This window comes from Clostridium kluyveri (genome assembly GCF_001902295.1).
Lineage (GTDB): Bacteria > Bacillota > Clostridia > Clostridiales > Clostridiaceae > Clostridium_B > Clostridium_B kluyveri_B.
In genome coordinates, this window is sequence record NZ_CP018335.1 from 3,709,440 (window position 1) to 3,725,466 (window position 16,027).

Annotated in this window: 18 protein-coding genes; all 18 read right to left on the reverse strand. The window is 35.0% G+C overall.

Going from position 1 to position 16,027, the window contains the following annotated elements; translation table 11 throughout:
* Positions 1 to 4: 4 nt before the first annotated feature.
* Complete coding sequence (locus BS101_RS17885; RefSeq protein WP_242951322.1) at positions 5 to 889, reverse strand: glycoside hydrolase family 25 protein; 885 nt, start codon at positions 887 to 889, stop codon at positions 5 to 7.
* Positions 890 to 901: 12 nt separating this feature from the next.
* Positions 902 to 1,279: a phage holin family protein gene (locus BS101_RS17890; protein ID WP_073541014.1), complete on the reverse strand. Its 378-nt coding sequence runs from the start codon at positions 1,277 to 1,279 to the stop codon at positions 902 to 904.
* A gap of 130 nt (positions 1,280 to 1,409) precedes the next feature.
* Positions 1,410 to 1,643 carry a hypothetical protein gene (locus BS101_RS17895; protein WP_198039507.1) on the reverse strand — a complete coding sequence of 78 codons (234 nt, stop codon included), beginning with the start codon at positions 1,641 to 1,643 and terminating at the stop codon, positions 1,410 to 1,412.
* Between the two features lie 68 nt (positions 1,644 to 1,711).
* Complete coding sequence (locus tag BS101_RS17900) at positions 1,712 to 1,849, reverse strand: XkdX family protein (RefSeq protein ID WP_083585765.1); 138 nt, start codon at positions 1,847 to 1,849, stop codon at positions 1,712 to 1,714.
* Positions 1,850 to 1,862: 13 nt separating this feature from the next.
* Positions 1,863 to 2,213 (reverse strand): hypothetical protein, encoded by a 351-nt coding sequence (locus BS101_RS17905; protein ID WP_073540060.1) that lies wholly within the window; start codon positions 2,211 to 2,213, stop codon positions 1,863 to 1,865.
* Positions 2,214 to 2,223: 10 nt separating this feature from the next.
* A complete protein-coding gene (locus BS101_RS17910) occupies positions 2,224 to 3,663 on the reverse strand; it encodes a hypothetical protein (protein ID WP_242951323.1) in 1,440 nt (479 codons plus the stop codon).
* Between the two features lie 12 nt (positions 3,664 to 3,675).
* Positions 3,676 to 4,296 (reverse strand): YmfQ family protein, encoded by a 621-nt coding sequence (locus BS101_RS17915; RefSeq protein WP_073540061.1) that lies wholly within the window; start codon positions 4,294 to 4,296, stop codon positions 3,676 to 3,678.
* 2 nt (positions 4,297 to 4,298) lie between these two features.
* Positions 4,299 to 6,671, reverse strand: a complete 2,373-nt coding sequence (locus BS101_RS24015; RefSeq protein ID WP_242951324.1) for a phage head spike fiber domain-containing protein — start codon at positions 6,669 to 6,671, stop codon at positions 4,299 to 4,301.
* A 3-nt stretch (positions 6,672 to 6,674) separates the two neighbouring features.
* Positions 6,675 to 7,799 (reverse strand): baseplate J/gp47 family protein, encoded by a 1,125-nt coding sequence (locus BS101_RS17925; RefSeq protein ID WP_073537105.1) that lies wholly within the window; start codon positions 7,797 to 7,799, stop codon positions 6,675 to 6,677.
* Positions 7,800 to 7,803: 4 nt separating this feature from the next.
* Positions 7,804 to 8,262, reverse strand: a complete 459-nt coding sequence (locus tag BS101_RS17930) for a DUF2634 domain-containing protein (RefSeq protein WP_073537104.1) — start codon at positions 8,260 to 8,262, stop codon at positions 7,804 to 7,806.
* On the reverse strand, positions 8,263 to 8,592 hold the full coding sequence (locus BS101_RS17935; protein WP_073540062.1) for a hypothetical protein: 330 nt from the start codon (positions 8,590 to 8,592) through the stop codon (positions 8,263 to 8,265).
* Positions 8,567 to 9,550, reverse strand: coding sequence for an XkdQ/YqbQ family protein (locus tag BS101_RS17940; RefSeq protein ID WP_073540063.1), 984 nt, complete (start codon positions 9,548 to 9,550; stop codon positions 8,567 to 8,569). Before BS101_RS17940 ends, BS101_RS17935 begins: the two co-directional genes overlap by 26 nt.
* A gap of 11 nt (positions 9,551 to 9,561) precedes the next feature.
* Positions 9,562 to 10,320, reverse strand: coding sequence for an SH3 domain-containing protein (locus BS101_RS17945; RefSeq protein ID WP_073540064.1), 759 nt, complete (start codon positions 10,318 to 10,320; stop codon positions 9,562 to 9,564).
* A gap of 132 nt (positions 10,321 to 10,452) precedes the next feature.
* On the reverse strand, positions 10,453 to 10,647 hold the full coding sequence (locus BS101_RS17950) for a hypothetical protein (RefSeq protein WP_073540065.1): 195 nt from the start codon (positions 10,645 to 10,647) through the stop codon (positions 10,453 to 10,455).
* 4 nt (positions 10,648 to 10,651) lie between these two features.
* Positions 10,652 to 14,476, reverse strand: a complete 3,825-nt coding sequence (locus tag BS101_RS17955) for a phage tail tape measure protein (RefSeq protein ID WP_073540066.1) — start codon at positions 14,474 to 14,476, stop codon at positions 10,652 to 10,654.
* 6 nt (positions 14,477 to 14,482) lie between these two features.
* Positions 14,483 to 14,650: a hypothetical protein gene (locus BS101_RS23465; RefSeq protein ID WP_198039629.1), complete on the reverse strand. Its 168-nt coding sequence runs from the start codon at positions 14,648 to 14,650 to the stop codon at positions 14,483 to 14,485.
* 2 nt (positions 14,651 to 14,652) lie between these two features.
* The gene (locus BS101_RS17960; RefSeq protein ID WP_073540067.1) at positions 14,653 to 15,090 is read right to left on the reverse strand and encodes a phage tail assembly chaperone; all 438 of its coding nucleotides are present in this window, start codon (positions 15,088 to 15,090) and stop codon (positions 14,653 to 14,655) included.
* A 118-nt stretch (positions 15,091 to 15,208) separates the two neighbouring features.
* On the reverse strand, positions 15,209 to 16,018 hold the full coding sequence (locus BS101_RS17965) for a hypothetical protein (protein WP_156876079.1): 810 nt from the start codon (positions 16,016 to 16,018) through the stop codon (positions 15,209 to 15,211).
* Positions 16,019 to 16,027: the final 9 nt, after the last annotated feature.

Sequence of the window (16,027 nt, forward strand, 5' to 3'; positions counted from 1 at the left end):
GGTCTTAAAATCCATCCGTTGGTCTTTCCCAGTTCTTCTGGAGTTCAGTTACTGCTTGGAAAGTTGGTTCGTCATACAACATTTGAGTATAGGAATTTTCTTTTAGATAGCCATATTGTTCTAGTTTCTGTTGAAGCCATAAAACTACATTGGACTTGTGGCCTTTAACAATAATATCCTGTATTCCTTTCAATGCTGCCATAGTTGCTGAACCTGCTATTCCATCTACTTCTAATTTAGCGTTATAGTCTATGTTCAAATTATATTGTAGTGCTTTAATTTGCTCTATAAGTGGATCTGGTTTTACTGGTTCACCTGTAGCAATGCTATTATAAAAAGGTTCTGCCATATAGTTTAAATCAAGGTATCCACTTATTCCTGGTATCTGCCCTTTTTCTGTATACTGCCATATAGCATAATCAGGCCATAATACAGTGCTTGGACTGCTTACTCCATAATGGGCCACCCACAGAGGACACTTTGTTATACTGCTATTTAAATATGCCTTTATATAACTTGGATTACAATAAATAAGTGCAGGTGCTATAGTGGCTACTATTTCTAGGAAAGCCAGACATGCTTCTGTCATATCACCGGAACATTGCTGCTCAAAATCCAATACTACAAAATCTGGTTTGGCCCCTGCCGCAATAGACTTAAAAAAGTTTGCTTCCTGGATGGCCTTAGCTATGGTTGTAAATCTGGCAAAATGATAAGCCCCGGTTATAAGTCCCAGGGCTTTAGCTTTAGCAATATTGGCATTATAAAATTTATCTATAAAGGTACTTCCTTCTGTGGCCTTGGCTATTAAAAAATTGTGGCCGGCATTTTTAATTGAGTCTATACTAATTGAGCCATTTAAATTACTTATATCTACTCCCTTGAGCATATGATTTTCCTCCTATTTATTTTTTAATTGTTCCAGTACATTTTTCAACTTTTCAGGTACCGGAATGCCTAATTTAACTGCATTTTCTGATATACTTATGCCCTCCATTGCCACATAAAAATATATGGCCATAGTTCTAAAAATCCACTGTTGCCCCAGAAGCCTGTCTAAAAGTACTGCCAATATTAAAATTAAAAGTATGGTAAACTTCTTTTTAAGCCCATTAAATCCCTTGGAGCTATTCAGATGCTTTTCTTTACATCCACACATAAGACCTGTAATATAGTCCAAAACCATACAGGACACTAATACTTTTATCCCCATTTCCCACCCACCAAAGCACCAGGTAAATAATGCCCCCAGCGTAGAACTTGTAAACCCTATGGCCACTAGTTTCCCTGTAAATTCTTTAAAATAACTTATAATATATTCCACTTTGAGCCTCCTTGTAAGTATTTTTAAGTACTAAAAAAGAGTCCTGGATTTCTCCAAAACTCTTTGTATTAAAGTTACATTAAATTTAATAGTAACCGGTAGGGATCATATTGTTCTTATCAGGCATCGTTATATTATTAATGCATGTGCCCACATTATCCTGATTATAAAATCTACAACTAGCTATTATCTTGAAAGGATAACTAGTATCAATTGACTGGTTTATCTGTTTTGACTTCTCCTGCAATTCAGTAAAGTTATCTGTAAATTTACATATGGTCCTATTTTTGCACTTCTCACATTGCCCCACTTCTCTCATCTCCCTATTTCAAGGCAAAATAAAAAAAGCTATCCCTAGCTCCTGTTTTGCCTTGTGATTTATAAAGACTATGCTATATAGTCCTGACCTGTAATTTCTTTAAATTGGTCTGCTGTTAAGTCTCCATTTGCTACAGCCCATTTTAAGTCATCTATTGTAAGATACCCTAATGTATAAAACATCTTATAAAAATCATACCCTAACATTTTCCCACTTCCCTTATACTAAATTATTTATTGCGTCTAAAATAGCCTTTACCAACTCTGCATTTTTATTGGAATTAGTAAAGGCTCTGTTGAAAGTGAACAGTGTTTTTGCAATGTTTTCAATTTGTTGTTCGGTTGTTATAGGTATAGGCTGTAACTCATCAAACACCACTGTTTTTGCTGTCGGATCTACATGATATTTAATTACTCTACTAAATTCATCCTTATAAGCTCCATATTCTAAGTCTATATAGGTAATTCCATTCCAGACAGGTCTTTCTTCTGTAGCATCTGTCTGTTCTCCTGTATCTAAGATTACTTTCCCTGTCTGATTATCATATACTATACGTCTTCCTAAATTCATTTTTATCCTCCTATGCTATTGTAAGTGGACTTACTAAGTCTGTTGATACTTTGATGTTTTTTATATATGCATTATAATCTTCATTATAAGACTTTATAAGAAATTCAAATACATCTCCTTGACTACAAGTTACATCTATAGTTTCCGTTGTCCATGAAGTCGAATTGTATGAATTGCTAGTTACAAGACTACCGTTTTTATCTACTTCATATGCCAGGGATGCGCTGCCACCACAGCGTAGATCAAATGATATTCGTATTTTCCCTTTTATGTTTGTAGTTATTGTTTTACCGACTTTTACTCTTGTGTATGAAGTAGTATTATATTGCTGCGAATCCCAAAATAATATATTTGAATCTCCTGCTGTTAATTCGTATGGCTTTAATGTACCTATTTTCCCGAACATGCTAACATCTTCTCTTATATTTTCAGTCTTTAAATTTGCATCACCCTTAACTATACCACTACCATTATGGTAACCATTAGAAATAGTCTGGTCTGTTGTTCCTGGTGTTAATGTCACTGCCCCTCTATTCGGCATGGTCCCGGTCTGTCCTGCAATAGTTGTTCCAGATAAAACATTGGCTACAGGAACCGTAACTGCACTTACCTTCCCACTTCCGTTATGATATCCTGCAGGTATAGTTTGATCTGAACCGGAAGGAGTTATTGTTATGGCTCCCTTATTTGGCATGGTTCCTGTTCTAAGCTGTCCATCAGAATTGCTAAATTTTACTCCACTAAGTACCTGACTTTCCACAGCATTTCCTTGTCCTCTTGCTATGGCATTTATGGCAGCTATAATATCATCCCATGTGGCATCACTGCCTAAACTGCCTCCTTTACTGTTAACGGCACTAATCGCATCAGCTTTTACGTTAGTGCCAGACTGAAAAACCTCGTTTATCATCTTAATAATATCAGTTTTCTCTGTAGTTGCAGGTGTACCATTTGCTGTATGGCTATTTACTGTTGTTGAATTTCCCCCATTGGCAGGTAATGAACTTGGGAAATCCGTTATTTGGGATTTTGTATGAGTATGAGCCTTTGGTGCCTGTGCATTTACTCCAGAACTATCTAATGTAGCTACTCCACTAGCAGCTCCCATTTCTGTTCTTTTTACCTGTGCATCATTTGTTACATTTCCTAATCCTACATCTGCTTTAGTAGTGCCATATGGATTAGTACCAGTCGGAGGAGTATACACTTTTTTCTCTACCCCATCTATCTTTATATTTCCATTAGTACTGGATTGCTCCACTTTGTTGGCTCCTGTACTTATGCCATCAAATTTTACTTTATCTTCTTTAGCCATTCTTCCATCTTGTGAAGAAGATGCTTTTTTCACTATTTCAGTATCTGCTATATCCGCATTATAGTTTAAATCTTCTATATTTACTACGTCCGTACCTTCAGGCTTTTTAAATTCTAAATTCGCTGTTGTCTGCATTTATATTCCCTCCTATCCATCATAAACTTTCAAATCATTCCATGTCTTAGGTTTGGCCTGATTCCACGTAAGGTTTTTGTCCTTTAAGAAATTCCAAACTGTATAAGTATATTTGAGATAATAGCCTAAATGAGCAGGCTTGATATCTTCAAGCATCTGTTTAAAATCTTCAAGATTCTTAGGTATCCCTTTAATCCCTATAAATTGAACTGTAAAGCTGTAGTCCTCTGGATGCATTATTACATCACACTCGCCGCCACTGAAAGCTTCTGCGGTGTTTTTTATCATCTGTCTTGTAGTAGTGCCTGAACCTCTTAGTTTTGCTTTTATGACTGCTCTTCTGTCTTCATAAGATTTATTCAGGTCAGTGGGAATGCTAAATATACTCTCCCAAAATACAAGTCCCCAGGTTGCAGTATCTATAAAACACTGGTTTAGAATATCTTCTTCCTGCCAGGCAGAAAGGCCTAGTTCATAACTTGATACATCACCCCAGGACTTAAATTCTAGAATCTCCTTTAGATGGGGAGGCAGCCTGTATAATAGATCAGGCCTGTAAGATTTAATTTCTTCATCAGATATCTGTTGTTCCTGGGAATATCCGGTTGTTCCGTATTTTTCAGTACCATACAAAGTTACACCCCCTTGAGGTCGTTCCATGTACAACCTTTAGAAACTACATCTTTTTGTAATGCAATTTTATCGTTGTTATATAATAAGTTAGGTAATTTGTTTATTGTGGTATCAAAATTCAATGAGTTATTTACTTCTTCATTAAGGGGTACATTATTTTGAGTATCATAATAATCTAACCCAAATATGTTAAAAGTTGAAGAACCATTAAATTCTACCTGATTAGATTCAGCGTTTGAAAACTTAAATTCTATTCCGCCATATACATTTCCATTATAAGTAAAAGTGCAGGGACGTATTAAATCAGGACTTCTCCCTAGTCCTAAACCAAAATAATGCATAGTAGAAGAATTATATAGTTTCTCGGCTCCTACATATAAAGAGGTTAATTCTGTAATACCATTACCTCTTTTAAAGCTGATAATACCTGTACTGTATGAATTTAAACTAGGATTTGTATTAGTAAGTTCGCATAGAGCGATAACAGATCGTCTATAACTGTTTTTTTGCAATTGCCCCGTTAAAATAACTCTTTTTGTAAAATCATTTACACTTTTACCTCCTACTGTATTACTGTCCTCGGCCTTATCCACAATGCCATTGCCATTAGTATCATATACACTTTTTAACATATCACCATAACCAGCATTAGATATTTCATCTTTGGTAGCAAACTTATTGTTACTTTCAGTTTCAGTGTAATATCTATCATCATGGGTATGCCCTACATCTGACTTGTTCTCCAGCTGATTTTGAATATCCTCAGGAGCTGGTGTCCAGTCTGTGGCTTTATTACCAACTTCTAATTTAGCATTAGCAACATAAAAGGTTAAAGTTTCACCAGTATTAGCTCCATTTTTATATACACATAATATATTATTTTTACCCACAGCCTTGATAGCAGTACATGTGTATCTTACCCATTCCGTAGTTATATTTATAGCTACTTTACTACTATCTAAGCCAAAATTCACCTGCATAGGGGCATCTGCTTTTAGCCAGGCAGAATAGGTATATTGACCTTCTTCATTTACAGTAGCAGCATAATTATTAGCAACATTATATATGCCATGTACCGTTGTTGGTGTACTTACTTTACAGCATTGCCCAAATCTACTATCAGATATTACTTCTATTGTAGTATCAGATCCATTTTTAGTCCAATTAGAGAAACTTTGTGAAAAATCACCATTTTTTATTAAATTTCTTCCACCTACTTGTATAGCATCTATAGAAGTATCTACCTCATTCTTCGTATAAACATCTGGAAAATCTGTTATATCTACTCTTACATGTTTATGCCCCACATCCGACTTATGACTTACAGCATTCCAGGCATCTATTAAAGCTTGAGTTATTGTCTGCAATATAGATAAATTATTATGAGTATGTTTTTTACTATTAGTATCATCTAAATTTATCTTATCCTGCTTAGACATTTTTCCATCTACTGAAGAAGTAGCAAGTGGGATAGAATTAGCTGATATTGCCACCCAACCAGTCCCACTATACCTATAGGTTATATCTGTATCTTTTACATTCACAGTCCAACCGTCTTCAGGACTTGGATAGGTTGTTGCTATATCTGCAAAAGTTGAAACTGCTTCCTTCCAATCAAGATCCGTAATTACCTGACTTATTTTATTATCAATTTCATTTTTAGTATATTTATCATCCCAATTAGGTTTATTTGTATTAATTGTATTTGATATGGCATTTTCGGCTTGTTTTGCTCTATTTATTTCGCCGGTGAGTGCTGTATTTATATTATTTTCAGATTGAGTTGCCCTGTTAGCCTCACTATTTAAATTATTAGTCAGTACATTTTCGGCACCTTTAGCCCTATTGATTTCGGCATTTAAATTATTGGTCAAGGTATTTTCAGCATTTTCTGCCCTACTAATTTCACTGTTTAAGTCATCTTCTATACCATCTTCCCTATTTTTAGCTCTATTGATTTCAATATTTAAATTATCTTCTATCGTATCTTCCCTGTCTATTGCCCTATCTTTTTCTGCATTTAAAGCTATTTGAGTATTTACAATACTATCCTGAACTCTATTTATATCTTCGGATTCTACAGTATCGCCCTGTGTCTGATAGGTTATATATACAGGGGAAACGGTTGAGAATATCTTAATTGTCTTTTTCCAAGGTGTAAGGCTTGGAGTAGATACTATAACATTTTCTATCTTGGTTCCTGTTAATTTACTTCCGGTATACACATTAATAGAAGGCAAACTTACATTGTCATGCTGGAGTTCACCTTCATATACACCATCTGTAACTTGTATTTCTTCCTCAATTACATAGGTGTTATTATCAAGTTTATTTAATTTCTCTGTAAATTTATCTATACTTTCTGGATATGCCATTTATCACACCCCTAAACTTATAGTCCCTACCACTGGTATCTCTTCATCTGCTAAAGCTATATTAGAAGTTCCATTGTTTAAAGTTAAGCTATCACTATCATAATCAACTATTCCATCTGTACTTAATAAAATACCTCCAACTTTTGCATAGCTTATATAGGTAGAATTAAAGGCCAGGTCGCTCAAATATTTCTGTATGGCTTCATTGAAATTATCCTGTACCTGCTGCAAAGTGTATCCATTTGCAAGAACTACTTTAGCTGTTATATTCATTGCTTTTTCTGTGGCAGATACTACTGTACAAACTGCACCTATAGGAGCCTGGCCTTCTCCTTTTCCTTCTGGTTCCGGATCTATATAATCTTTTACTTTCTGAACTAATTCATTATCTGCTGCCCTTTTATTACTGTTTATTATTACTACCTTAACGGTACCATTTCCATTCCAGAGTGGGAATGGTTTTGCATCTCCTACTCCTGGTACCTCTTTAGCCCACTTTACATAGTCATACTTATTGCCACTAGTTGTTGGCTTTTGCAATCTCTCTAAAATCCTTTCTTTATAATCGTCATTACTTTCAACATCAGTGCCACTTGTGAAATCATGGTCATTAACTATATTTTGTACTCCATTTATAGGGGTTGTAAGTATAGTTATGGTGTTTGCCTTTACATTTCCTACAGTACCGGCTTCAGTACATTCCACCTGTATTTCAACTATTCCAGTATCATCTATAGTCTTTGTTTCAAGAAATTGAAATTCAATACTCCGGTTATCTTCCGTTGAAACTGTACTGGCTATTTTACCACTTTGAATAACTGTGCCAGATACTCCCCTGATTTTTATTGTATCCTTTGTTTTGGTAGCATCTTTTCTTATGACTCCTATAGCAGCACCTACAAGGTCTAAATATCCATCATAGCTAGTTCCCAAATACACTAACTTTATAAAAGCTATCATAAGCTGCCTGTGTTTGTATTCTTCTTCTGCCACTGGCCTTGTGATACTCCAGAAAAAGTCTCCTTCCATTGTACTTACATCAGAAGGAGCTTTAGAGAGCATTCTTGCATGTATAGTGTCTGTATCTTCCTTTAAAAAATCAGGTACTGCAGGCATTGTATCTGCCATATTATCACCCCACATTCACAGAATTGTTTAACCCCACACTCTTACCGTCTACAGTAATCACCGTATATTCATAATACAATTCTCCGTTATTTTGCCATTTAAAAGTAAAGTTTGTAACATCTTTAGTTCTTGGATGCACCATTAAAGCCTCCACTGTCATTCTTTTTACTTCAAGCTCTATGGCATCCCTCGAATACTGACCATTTTCAAGACTTGAGAACTCCTGGCCAAATAAGTTACTGTATATATACTTATACCTATCTGTTAAAAGTGCCATCTGACACCACTGTGCGTAAGCTTCCAAATCATCACACTTTTTTATAGTTCCATCAGGATTCTTTACAAATTCACCTTTCGCAAAATTAAACTTATAGGAACCTTTATATTCAATGCCAGTATTAGTGTTAGTTGTGCTACTGCCAGTATCATCCGTATAATAACTATCAGGGAATAGATTAGGCATTTATCTCACCCTCCCTATAACGATAAATTCACTTCCTACCTGGGCAACCAATACCCTGTCACCACTTTTTAAAGGCTTCAATCCATCTGGTGTTATTACATTATGTGAATGGCTATATTCACCGGCACTATTAGTATTAGTAAAATAATCCTTATCCATGGTTAAATAGTCCAGCACCTTGTAATCTGTTATTACATCTTTAAAGTTATCAAGTTTCAACCCTGTTTCTGTCATGGTACCAAATTCAACTCCTAATCCTGAAACAGCACCATTTATGGATTTACTGGTTTCATCTTTCACAACCCTAACTAGTTCCTCCATCTCCCGCATAAAACTTCCTCCTTATATAATCCATAGTTCCAACGGTTAACTCCATCTTCCCACTGCTTCCCAAAGTGTGTGTAACACTTGCCACATATAGTTCAACGCCATCAAGGCTTACTTTATCCCCTGCCCTTATGGTATTTATATCAACGCCACAGCTTATATTTATATAGTCCTCACCAGTGCTAAATATAGAATCTGCTCTTTTCTTGGCTTCATCTGCATTTGTCACTTTATCATCCTGGACTATCTTTCTTAGAGTGCCATATCCTCTGGTTTCTTTTTCATAGATACCAATAACAGGACTTAGACTTTCATCTGATTGGGTTCCAAGAACTTTTACCTGGGTTACAGCACCTTCCAATGAGCTGTATTCTTCTATTTCCTCTGCTATGGATTCTAATTTCCATACAGTAGTATTTGTACCTATCTCAATCAGATCCAGTTTATCTTCTTGCATTCTGACTTTATAAAGCTTACCACCTTTTTGAGCTGTTTCTTTAAGGTCGTTAACTATCATATCAAGAATTTTATCACCCCTATAAGGTTTTTTTGCAAGACCTATACCTGTATCCACAAAAGTTCCTATAGGTATATTCCAGTCATTGGTATACTTTGTTATCCTCTGGGTGGCGGTCTGTCCTTCTGGATGTAAATATTCATCTTCTGAATTTTCAAGATAGACTGTTTTCTCCTTGCACTCAAGGTTCAGATAATGCTCTTTCCTGTTTCTTTCCCTTTCCCATACAACACCCTTAAAAACTCTTACATCACTGGTTCCATTAAAGGGAGTATCCCATATTTCAATGCCATTACCTTTAACAAACTGGATACTCTGAAGCTGTTCAGTTTCAAGGAGCTTGACTGTGGCCACATATGCTATAGAATCTATACTTTCCTGCAGTGTAATACCTTCATTTAAATTTTCTATTTTATAATTATCCTTTGCAATTATGCTTATCAAATCCCAATCACCTACCTAACATAATCAGTGCAAATCCAACCGCCACGGTTGGACCAGTATATATCTGCCCAATTACCCTGGACACTTCCAATTTTATAGCACTCATCTTTTTTAACTGTTCCTCTAATCCCATAGCTTTCTCCAGGTCCATCCCTCACGTTAAGTACATCTGCGGTAACTATTATCCATTCTCCTTCCCTGTGGGAATACTTTGCACCACTACTTTCTGTGGTAGTTTGTCTATTGTCCTGGAGGGTGGAATCAACCTGGGATATTTTAAGGTCCCTATGTGTCCTGAATGTAAAGGTAAAATACCTGTTGTTATTAAGTCCTTCTGGTCTTATCTCTTCATTCATAACGCTCATGTTTACAAGACTATTAAAGCCTATAACTGTTATAATAAGTCTCAAAGGTTCCTCTTGATCCTTCCACTTTTCAAGCTTTTCAATAGTTTCTTTTGAATTTGCTATATTTGTATACCTACAGTAAGGTTCATACACATCTGGAATAAGGGTTTCCATGTTTATTTCCTTTATTTTAGTGCCTTTGTCGCCTATGTCTATTTCTCCAATGTCTATAATATCTGCAGTATTGTACTTCTTCTCCCTGTTTATCGTAAGACTTAAGGGGTTCACTGGAAAATGGAAAGTCTCACTATCTTTTGTATTTGTTAGGTACACATCAAAGTTAAGGTTTATCACTCTTTTCACTGCATCCACTACAGACTGGCCTATATTCCCTATGGCATTTGCAAAACTTGTAAGATCCATGGCATCACTCCTTTACATTATCTCCAGGTGTAATTGGTATTGAAACTTCTTCTAAGCTAAATGAAGAAGAATTATCTAATATTCAAAAACTAGGGAAAGAATTAATTTCTATAACTGCTAATTTAAAAGTCTTTAATAAGTAACATTTACAATTAGATGTGGTGGTTTATTTTTGGCAACAATCTTTTTAAATTTATTACATTGCGTTTTGTTGCCATCTATACAAATATTAATTTCTCCTTTGTTAAAATTCTCACTTATTCTTATCAATTCGATTTGAATAAGTGAGCTTAATTTTTTTAATTCTTGAATAGTAAAATTTAACATATCCTCACCTCTTAATATTTTGTAATTGTTTCTTCAACTCTGTAGCAAATTTCTTTGTGGCCTGTATTACTATTTCGTCAATGTCTGGGTCACTACCTACATTTACATTAATATCGCCGAAACTCAGTCCTCCAACTGCAGCAACCTGAACTTTTTGTTGAGGTTTAATAAGTTGATATTGTACTTTACTCGGTTTGTTAGCCATTTTTTCATTGATTTGCCTTGAAACTTCTTTTTTCATATCCTGTACTGATTGCATATGATTGAGTATTTTAGTTCCTCTTGACATATAGGTTAGTGGATCACCGTTATAATTTCCTAAAACCGGTACAGATTTATTTTGTGAAAGTTCCCATCCCCTTTCATCTACAGTCGAAAGACCTCCTGAAAAATAATTAGTACCATTTGCTTTTTGATCTGGATCCTTACCTGTAAAGAATTCTTCAACAGTTTGTATTACCTTTTTAAAAATAGTTGTAATTGTAATAGTAGATGTCTTTCCATTAACTCTATCTGCTTCATTGCCTGCCCCTGCTATACGTTGTTTGGACTCATTAGCATTATCTGTTATTGTAACATTTGCACCAGGCGGAACATTCTTAACCGCATTTCCTACTTCCGTTATACTTGTAATCTGCCCTTCTGCATTTGAAGTGATCTGAACAGGGGTTCCATTTAAATTTAATATCATTGTTCTAGTTCCATTAGCCGCAATACTTACTTTGCCTAATTCACCTATTGCTTGCCCTGAAGAACTAACAATCCTGTTGTTAACTGCATCATATGAAGCTCCCATGTCTGACAGATATTTTATAGCTCCACCAATAGTACTTTGATGGACATTCCCTAATTCTTTAACTTTCGATTTAATATCAGTGGTATAGGCACCAATTTCTTGTGTAGTAACATTCCATGCCCCTACAATATCTCCAGTACTTTTCTCTACTGAAACATACATAGCGTTCATTTCACCTGTGGCTGAATTTCTGATACCGTAAAATCCACTTTTAGTGATATTCTTCAAATCTGAATATTTGCTTTTTATTTTTTCAAGGCTACCCTGTGTCTTTATATCTCCACCTGTTAATTCGGTGCCATCATATTTGTTAATTTTACCTTTTGCCTTTGGATAAGTTTTATATAGCGTCTCTAAGTCTGACTTCCATGCTTCCTCTGCTTCTTTTAATGCCTTATCCCTTGCAGCAGTGGTCTCTTTCAATCCAGACTCTAATTTAGCTTTACTTTCTGATGATATTTTGGGGCTACTTAATAAATATTTGGTTGTCGCGATAGTTTTATCGTAGTTAGCATTAATTTCATCTATTTGTGACTTATATTCCTTCGCCCTATCCTGAAGTAACTGGCTTGCCCCTTCAATCCCTGTTACCTTTTCAGCTTTGCTTGTAAACTTACTACTAGCATAAGCTCGTTCTCCAGCACTTTCCGCATTGGCATATTCAAGTTGGATTGATTTTAATTCTGCTAATTTATCTCTTATTTCTTTTATATCAGAATCTAATATTTTACCATGATCCTTTATGGCTTTATCGCCAATACTGTAAATTTCATCTCTAATGGCAAGTTCTTTGTTGACGCCTTCTTCAAAATAACTACTTAAATAATCCATAACGTTTTGTTCTGCGTCGCTTGTTACACCATCAAGACTAAAAGTTTTCTGAAATTCATCCTTAATTTGAGATTGTTTTTCTCTTATTGCTTCTATAGCTTCATTAGTGAACTTATCTACCCACCCCTTGAGCTGCATGTTATCCGCATCATCTATTGAACCATCACGAACTAATCTTTGTATATTCATTTCTATTTCCAATAAACTCTTGGATGCATCTTGTGCGGCAGTTTTAAAACTATCAGATATTCCACTTCCAAAATCATCATAAACAAGTCCTAATTTGCTCATTTCCTTCTTAGATTTATAAATAGACCCATTTAATTTATTCATTATTTTTTCAGTTGTACTTAATTCCTCTGTGGTAGTAGAAAGACTTTTTTTCATCAAATTAGCATTAGCTGTTATTGCAGTTCCAGCTACCACAGCAGTTCCAGCTATGGCAAGTCCTACAGGGTTCAATATTAAAGGTAATAATCTGCCTACAACTCCTATACTCCTAAGCCCCCCGGCTACTTTAACGGTTTCCTCTGCTACCTTGCCGCCTTTTAGTACACTTGCTAATCCTTTAATTCCTGTAATAGTATTTCCTATTTTCCCTACCGCTGAAAATCCTGCAAAAGCTGCACTTAATCCCACTACAGTTGCAGCTAAAGTTTTTATAGTAGTGGTATTCTTGCTTATATAGTCAACAAATTTTACTACACTATCAGTTATCTCCGGCATCTTACCCGTAAGCCAGGTTACAAACTCTTTAGCGTACGGTGCCAGTCTTTCACCTAATTCAATCTGTGCAGTTTCCACTGCCCCTTTAAGCTGTTCCCATTGTCCTGCTAAATTATCAAGCTTTGTTTCTGCCATTTTGTCAGCAGAGCCTTTGGCATCTTTGAGCTTCTGACTTAAACTACTTAAACTTTCTCCGCCTTGATTCATTAATGCAAGTATACCTGACATGCTTTCCGTACCAAATATTGTACTTATAGCATCTGCCCTTTGCTGACTTGTTAATTTACCAAGAGAGCTGTTTAAATTATCTACAACTCCACTTAAAGGTTTCATATTCCCTTGAGCATCAAATGCATTAATACCATACTCTTTCATTACGTCTGCTGCTTCCTCTGTGGGACTTGCAAGCCTTGCCATTGCCTGTCTGAGCACAGTACCCGCCTGACTACCTTTTATATTTTGATTACTTAATAGTCCAGCAGCCGCAGCAGTATCTTCTAAACTTATTCCCAGAGATGCACTTACTGGTGCAACATATTTCATTGTCTCGCCAAGATCTGTTACATCACTATTTGTGGCGCTTGCACTCAATGCCAGTACATCTGCCACATGTGCTGAATCACTTGCATTTAAACTAAATGCTCTTAAAGTACCACTTGCTATATCTGTTGCAGATGCTAAATCTAAGCTTCCGGCACTTGCCAAGCTTAACAGCCCCGGTAATGCAGTTATGGTTTCCTGAACGCTAAAACCTGCTTGTCCTAAAAGTTCTTCTGCTTCTGTTACCTGTACAGCCGACCAAGCAGTTGAAGCTCCTAAACTTTTGGCAGTATCGCCTAATTGTTTCATCTGTTTATCTGTGGCCTCTGTAACTGCCTTTACATTAGATAAACCCTGCTCATACTGTGAAAAAGTTTTTATGCTAGTGCCAAGACCAATTCCACCTGTGGCTAATACTCCAGCTATTCCTACAGATATTATCTTTTTGGCACCAGTTTTAATCCATCCATTTATTTTACTTTCCACATTATTAATGGTTTTAGTAGCTTCATCTTGTGCTTTTATTTTGACAGTTGCCTTTTTATTATCTAACTTTTCAGCCTTAGTTTCAGTTTCCTCAATTATTTTACTTGCCTTATTATCTGCATCTATTTTAGGCTTAACATTTTTATTATTTAATTTTTCTGCTTTATTTTCTATCTTATCAATAACCTTACTGGCTCCATCCTCTGCCTTTACTTTAGCTTGAGCAGTGGTACCATTTAATTTATCTGTCCTAGATTTTATTTTATCAATAGTTGTTGATGCATCATCCTTCAATTTAGCACTGGGGCTGGCTTTTATCTTATCCAGAGCCTTCAACTTATTTTTTGTTTGTTCTGCCATTTTTTCCATAGCAGAAAGCTTCCCCTGGGTTTCAGAATCTCCACTAACCCCTATTGCGATATCAATTCTATAAATCTCTTTATTGGCCATTAATATTCACTTCCTGACCTCTTCAATAGCTTTATTATGCTGTTCCACTTCATAATTAGAAAAGGCAAGAATCAATTTCCTTGCCATATCATTTCTTTCTACTTCATAAAAAGAGTCAGGAGGTATGTTATGCATTGCAAATATATTATATAATGCAGTAATTTTCCCTCCCAACTCTATGAGTTTTTTATATCTTCCATCTCTTCCAATTCATCATTAAATCCACTTAATTCTAATATTTTATCTGTCAATGCAGATATCTCTCCAGCTAGAAGCTTTTTTCTAATGAACTGTTTTCCATTACTTACATTAACTGAATCAAGCAATTTAGAATCATTCCAATTAAAATTAGTAGTAGCAGCAACAATTAAACCTGCATCAAATTCATTTCCATCAAGTTTATCCTCTGATTTACCACCTCTGGATTTTCTGTTATAAGTACATTCCTTTCTAATTTTACTTATTTCTTTTTCGCTTAATCCTTTTAGCGTTAAAGGAATGCCCATTCTTTCTATAAAAACTGTAGCAGTTGGAACTTCATAAGTCCCCATAAGTTTAGCTAAAATATCCTCTTCTTTCATAGATAATATCTGTTCATCTGTCATTTTTTCCATCTTAAATTCCTCCTAAATAATTAATTTATATTTAATTGTAGTATTAAAAAAACTCAAATAATAAAAAGTCAGCTGAATAAACTGACTTTTCCTGTATGTTTTAAAATTTCCCATTTTATTAATTTATTTCAATTTGTTCTACCCACATTGAAGGTATACTTATTTTTGCTCCCATTGTAGATTCATAAGAATATATACCCAAAGAAATTCCTCTTACAGTTACATAATCATTTTCAAGTATTCTTGTACTTGTAATATTGGGATCATAACCGATATATAATATGTTATCATAATTTCCGTCAACTGCTAACCTTAAATCATTTTCTTTTTCGTCTTCAACAACCTGAATGACTTTACCACTAAATTTGGCTTTCTTATTTTTAAAATCATTTGGAGTTCTTGCTAATTGTTCATATGTTATTCCTGTATCATAAGAAGCTTTGTTTTCTTCTGCTTGCTTAGCTGCTATTTTTACTTCCTGAGCTGCAAAGAACTCTGCTCTATCCTTTTCTAATGCGTCTTTCTGTGATTGATATTTTTCTTTAAAACTCTGTTCAAGATCATTCCACACAGTAATTATATAATAAGCATTTTTTCGTTCTTCTTCATTCATTTGCTCATATGTTTTTCCACTTTCTAATAATTGAGCATATATAGTTTGATCTGATCTTACTTTTTCTATTCTTTCCTCTTCTGCAGTCTTTGGTTTTTCATTCTGAACTAATTTTGATTTATTTTCTTGAGATTCTATTGAAAAATCTATTATAGCAGCTAAAGAACATATAATAACCAGGCATACAACTATTTTAAGTAATTTCTTTATTTCATATTTATAGCGTTTTCTTACTAATTCATAAATAATAAGTCCTAGGATGGCTAATATAGACAAAGCCCCCAAAACAAAGATTAAAAGTAAAAAAGTCCTCATTTTAAAATC